Origin of the sequence: Pseudomonas syringae pv. coryli str. NCPPB 4273, assembly GCF_000972175.1 — a bacterium.
GTDB lineage: Bacteria > Pseudomonadota > Gammaproteobacteria > Pseudomonadales > Pseudomonadaceae > Aquipseudomonas > Aquipseudomonas syringae.
Genome location: NZ_AWQP01000064.1, coordinates 36941 through 43012 on the forward strand (window position 1 = coordinate 36941; position 6072 = coordinate 43012).

Annotated in this window: 2 protein-coding genes; one reads left to right on the forward strand and one right to left on the reverse strand. The window is 61.9% G+C overall.

The features are described 5' to 3' along the window. Positions 1 to 47: 47 nt before the first annotated feature. Entirely contained in the window at positions 48 to 341 is a 294-nt protein-coding gene (locus P406_RS22660) for a hypothetical protein (protein ID WP_003307908.1), read from the forward strand. A gap of 331 nt (positions 342 to 672) precedes the next feature. Here P406_RS22660 and P406_RS22665 read toward each other — a convergent pair whose 3' ends face one another. Continuing rightward, positions 673 to 5619: an alpha-2-macroglobulin family protein gene (locus tag P406_RS22665; RefSeq protein WP_046237425.1), complete on the reverse strand. Its 4947-nt coding sequence runs from the start codon at positions 5617 to 5619 to the stop codon at positions 673 to 675. Between the last annotated feature and the right edge of the window lie 453 nt (positions 5620 to 6072).

Below are 6072 nucleotides of genomic sequence, written 5' to 3' on the forward strand. Positions count from 1 at the left end.
CAAAGCGGACAGACCATTTTCTTCACGACCCCAATCAGGACGTACATATGCAGGTAGAAGGCTTTTTTGAATGGCTCGGGCAGGCCATCGGCGCGATCATTCGCTTCTTTGTCGACGGTCTGGCGTGGTTGTTCAACGGGTTTACCCATGCTGGGGGAAATTTTGTCGATGGCTTGTCCCGCACGCTGGGCATGGACACCTCGCTGATCAGCATCATCGCACTGGTCATCGGCCTGATGCTGCTGTACTCGGCGGTCCGCGCCTTCATGCGCGCTTCGATCATCCTTGGCATCATCTGGCTGGCGCTGGGCCTCTGGTTGCTGAGCTGGATCATTCATTGATGCGTTGAAAGGCTAACCCGCCGCCATTGTGGGTGAACGGGGCGACGCCTTCGCGAGCAAGCTCGCTCCCACTGGATCTGCGGTGTGTCGGGGCAGTTGTGTATGGTGCCTCGATCGTTTCTGTGGCGCACATCTGAGACACTTTTTACTTTTGTAGGAGCGAACTTGTTCGCGAAGGCTCTGGTACGGGCGATACATCTTCAGCGGATGTACCGGCCCTTTCGCGAACAATGCGGATCGCCGCCCCGGTCGCTCCTACTGGATCTGTGGTGCGTCGGCCCCTTTGTGAGCAAGCTTGCTTCCACTGTCATGCATTCCAATCAATTGGCGATCATTTCCCCTTCACCACCATCTGCGCTGGCGCTTCGCCCAGGGCTTGCCAGTTCGGGCGGTACATGGATTCGACCTGCGGTGGCGGTACGCGGTAGGTGCCCGGGGTGACGGCTCGCGCCAGGTAGAGCAGGTGCACGGTGCTGCTGCCCTCGATGTCCAGGGCTGCCACGTAGCGGTCGCCACGATATTCCTGATGTTTGATCCCGGCGTTTTCCATCGACTCGCGGATGGTTTTCACGTCTTTGTTGGCGTCTTCCAGGCTGGCCGCGCTCTGCGCCAGGTTCTGGTTTTCCAGCTCCAGGCCCGCAGGCAGCAGGTCCACCACCAGCGCATCCGGCACGCGCTGTTTGGCACCGATCTCCAGGTGCACCAGCACCAGTTGCCCGGTTTTCAAGGCGCCGATGTTCAGCGGTGCGCCGCTCAGGTTCAGGTACTCACGGCGAATGCTCAGGTTTTCGCCACCCGCTGCAGGCGTCTGGGTTGGATAACCGGAGACGGTCAGTTGCTGGTAAAGCGCTTCGCTGCTCTGGTTGTGCACCGAAAGCGGCGAGGCCAGCAACGAACCGTCCAGCTTGAGGCCCGGCTGCCGGTTGCTCAGCTCGCGGGTTTGAGTGCCGCTGGCGATGCTGGCGGTCCAGTCCTTTTCCGGTTTGCCCAGCAGGTTACGGCCAGCCATGAACAGTGAATTACTTTCCTGCGTGGACAGGTAACGATTGGCGGCCACCTCATCGGCCAAGGCAAACAGGCGCTCATCACGCTTGTCTTTGGCGAGGTCGTTTTCTTCCAGCAGTGCCAGTATCAACGCCTGATCACGCAGCGAGCTGCCGTAGTCGGCCAGCCATTCATTCTTGCGGCTGGCGGCCAGACCCGCCATCAGAGCCTGGTCGGCGCGGGGTTTGTCGCCCATCTTCTCCAGCGCGACTGCCAATTGCACCAACGGCAGGCCGGAGCGCGCATCACTGCGGCGGTCGAACAGGCTGCGCAAGGCCGCGAGCGGTGCCTGCTGACTGCGCGACAGCACCAGCCCGGCATAGGCCTGCACTGCGAAGCGCGTATGTTCGGCGTTCTGGCTGTAATTGACCTGAATCTGGCCGCCATCCTGCAGATAACGCAGCAGGCGTTCACTGGCTTTCTTCAGCGCATCCGGCGGCACGGCAAAGCCCTGATCGCGGGCGCGCAGCAGAAAATCGGTGACATACGCCGTCAGCCAGTATTCCTCGTCGCTGTCCGAGCCCCACAGGCCAAAACTGCCGTTGTAACGTTGCATGCCCAGCAGCCGCTCGATGCCGATCTCGACCTTGCGCTTGCGTTCGGCATCCGTTTCGCCGGTCAGGCCCAGGCGCTTGAGGGTTGCGGCATCGGCATACAGCGACGGGTACAGGCCGCTGGCGGTCTGTTCCAGGCAGCCGTAAGGGTAGGCTTTCAATGCGCGAATCTGTTCGCCGAGGTTCAAGGGCGGACGGCTCGACAACGACAGCAGCGCTTCACGACCGGCCGGTTCGAACGCTTCCAGCGCGCCCTCCGGCAGGCTCCAGGGCTGATCATTGAGGGTGGCGCGGTAATGCTTGAGCATCGCTGGGTAGGCCGGGCGCACACCGACGGTCCATTCGCGGGTGAAGGCCGGCAGGTTTTCGCCCGGCAGGTCCAGACCTTCGACCAGCACCTTGATTTTGCCCTGACCCAAGCCGCCTTGCGCCAGCACCGGAATCTTCAGGGTGACGCGCTGGCCTTCCTTGAGCTGCAAGGGCTTGCTCTGGTCGCCGCCCGGAAGGCTCAACTGGCCCTCAGCGCTGATTTTCACGTCCAGCTTCTGTGCCTTGCCCGACAGGTTGGAGACGTCCAGCGCCACGCTGGTCTGGTCGCCACCGGCAAGAAAGCGCGGCGTCGACAGTTCGGCGATGATTGGCGCGGCAACCACGGTTTTCGCCTCGGCCATGCCGTAGCGGTCGTCGGTCCAGGCTTGAGCCATGACGCGCAGTTCGCCGTTGAAGTCCGGGATATCAACGCTGACTTCACCTTCACCGGCGTCATTGAGCGTCACCGGCGCACTTTGCAACGCCACGATGGTGACGCTGGTGTCCGGACGTTTGCCGCCCTTCGCCAGTGCATCGCCACCGAACGCCATGCTTGCCAGGCGCCCCTGGCCGGCTTCGATCAGTTGACCGTAGATGTCCAGTTGGTCTGCTCCGTACTGCTTGCGGCCAAACAGGCTGGCAAACGGATCGGGCGTCGCGTAGCTGGTGATGTTGAGGATGCCGACGTCCACCGCCGACAGCAGCACGTGGACCTGTTTGGGGACGCTGCCGTCAGCATTTTTGGCGGCGACCTTGAGGGTCAGCGGTTGTCTGGGGCGCATTTTCTCCGGCGCGGTGACCGTCAGCGCCAGCTTGCGCTGCGCCCGGTCCAGCGGCAGGTGCAGCACGCCCACAGCGCGCTTGGGTGTGACATTGGCCTTGCGTTCACCGGGACGTATCACCAGCGCGGTGACGTACAGGTCGTGACGCGCCCATTTTTTGTCCAGCGGGATGTCATACGATTTGCCTTCGGCAGGCACGTCGATTTCCTGCCACCACAGCGGCCCTTCACTGGACTCGACCAGCAGATAACCCTTGCCCGCAGCCGGCGGGGTGACAGTGATTTTCGCGGTGTCGCCATCGTTGTAGGCCGGCTTGTCCAGCGCCAGCTTCACCTGATCCGGCCTGACCGCGCCGCCGTCAGTGTTGTCCTGCCAGCGGTAACCGGCCCAGAAGCGCAGGCTGCTGACCATTCCGGTGGACGGATCTTCCACCTCGACACGGTAAGGACCCCATTCGACCGGGAAGCTGACCTTGGCGGTGGCGTCCTTGGAGATGCTGACGGTTTCTTCGTTCAGGTTGAGGAATTTCTCGTTGAAGTGGTAACTCCAGCCGTCGTCGGCCGAGTAGTTCCAGTAGTAATCGCGGCGCTCGCGGATCAGCCGGACTTTCACGTTGTCAGCGCCCAGCTTGTTGCCAGCCGCGTCGGCCATGACGATTTCAAAATCGGCCGGGCCGTCGCCGTTGGTCTGCGCCTCGCCCTTGGCCTCGTTGTCGTAGTCATCACCACCCGTGCTGCTGCCGAACAATGCACGCACGCCGGGCAGGTGTTCGGCAGGCCAGATCGGCTGCACCAGACGGCGGGTGATCGGCCGCCCGCCAGACTCTTGCAGGCTGGCTTGCAGAATCAGTTGCAGCGGCGATTTGGCCTGCGCCCACTCGCTCTGCACGGCGAGCGTCGAACGACCTTCGGCATCGAGGGTGACGGGCTCAAGCTCCAGATCATGCTTGAGGTCTTCTTCGGTGATCGAGCCGAACTGATAACCCGGCAGCTTCGGCACCGCCTCGCGCAGCGGGCGGACATAGACCTGACCGGTCAGCGTATTGCCCGAAGCGGGGGCGCCGTACAGGTAGCGGCCAGTGATATCGAATTGCGGGTTGTCAGCAGGCGCCACCGGCGTGTCGCTGCCCTTGAGCTCCAGCGCCAGACGCTCGGGCAGGAAGTCCTCGACCTTGAACTCGTAGAGCTGCGGTTTGCCGTCGCCCAGGTCGAACACCAGTTGCCAGCGTCCGGTGGGCGCTTCGTCGGCAAGCGGCAATTGATACTGGTAGAAACCGTTGCTGTCGGCTTCCCAGACGAATTTGCGGCTGACCTGATCATCGGGACGGCGCACTTCGACGGTGATGGGCTGCGGCTTGACGGTGTTGCCGTCGCTGTCGCGCAGCAAGCCGTTGAGTAGCACGGTTTCGCCAGGGCGATACAGGTCGCGCGGGCCGAAGATGAAGAATTGCAGCGGGTGAGCCTGCGGGCCGGAGATATCGAACTCGGCCAGGTCCAGCGCCGAGCTGTTGAGGCGCAGCATGCTGGTCTGTTCGTCCTTGTGCGCCAGTACCACGGCAGCCTTGGCCGGCAACGGCAGTTGCGCGTGACCGTCGCTGTCGGTCTTGCCCTGGGCGACGACCTTGCCGTTGTCGTCATACACATCGACGCTGATATCACCCAGCGCCTTGCCACCCTCGAGCGCTTGAGTGAAGACGTCCAGACGATTGCTGTAACGATGCACCGACAGGCCGATGTCACTGAGCGTCAACAGGGTGGCCGGCTGCGAGTAACTGTAGGTGCCCGAGGCGCGCATCACCGCCAGATAGACACCTGGCTGTTGCAGGGGCTTGATACCGGCAATCGGCAGCAGCAGGGTTTCACGGGTGTTGCGCGCAGGCTTGAGGTCGAAGCGGCCGCTGTAGACCAGTTCGGCCATGGGCAGCAGTTCTTCGGAGCTGTAGCTGGACAGGCTCGACGCGCCGTCCCACTGGGCGAGGAAGTTCGGCATCGAGTCGGGTTTGATGCGGAAGAACTCGACATCCACCTTGTCGACGTTCAGCGCGATCACCGGCAGGCCCTCGGCCAGACGGGTCGGCAACAGGCTGCCACGGCTGGCGAAACCGACGGAGGCCTGCAAGTCGCGGGTTTCCAGACGGCTGATGTATTCGGCGGCGAGTTTGGCCTTGTTGACGGCCAGCAAACCGGCATCGACGGTCAGGACCAGTTTGCGCTGCGGCTCCAGGTGGCGCAGGCGCAATTCCATGAGGTTGTCAGATAGCTCCCAGGCACCATCGACCTTGCCGCTCTTGCTGTCCACCAAGTGAAGTTTTTCGTCGAATTTCTGCTCGGGGTCGAGCGGTACCGAGAAGCTCACCGACAGCGTGCTTGCGCCGTCGACCTGGATTTCCGACACGTCGATCACCGTCAGTTCGCGGCCTGCGTAGCGCTTGCTCAGCGCGGCGAGGTCGACTGCGGGTTTGGGCTTTGTGTCGGTGACCGTTGCCTGGGTCGTGGGGGCCGTGGCGGGCGCGGGTTTATCCGTGGAGGAAGAATCACAGGCGCTCAGCAGCACAAGCGCGCAAGCCAGAAACAATCCTTTGTTTAACATGGGGGCACTCATCGGCAACGGTAGAGAGGGTGCGACTATATAACAGTCGTGATGACAAGTATTACTGTCAGATTGACCAGTAAGGTCACATATCGAACGGACTGACTATCTGCGATTGCGCGTTGGCATGCAGAGGGTGACGCAGAGCGTCACGAAATGCATTCCCAGGCTGTGGACTGACCCCAAAAAGTTAGACAGTTGACTATCGTTCCTCACGCTCTGCGTGGGAATGCAGTTCGTGACGCTCTGCGTCACACGGCGGTTTTTCTTTGTCAGGTGGATTTGGGTTCGGCTCAGGTCACCTTTTCGCCCCTCGGCGAGTCACTTTGATGGGGCCAAAGTGACCAAAGCCCCTGGCTCCGTTTCCGGCCCGACTTCGCCCTGTCACTTACGTCGCACTCTGCGTCGTCAGTGCCATCGCGGTTGAAAAGCACTTTAGGGCAATTTGGCTAA

Bases quoted from the DNA above. Each gene is read 5' to 3' on its own strand.
- P406_RS22665 (WP_046237425.1), bottom strand. From the start codon at position 5,619: ATGTTAAACAAAGGATTGTTTCTGGCTTGCGCGCTTGTGCTGCTGAGC.
- P406_RS22660 (WP_003307908.1), top strand. From the start codon at position 48: ATGCAGGTAGAAGGCTTTTTTGAATGGCTCGGGCAGGCCATCGGCGCG.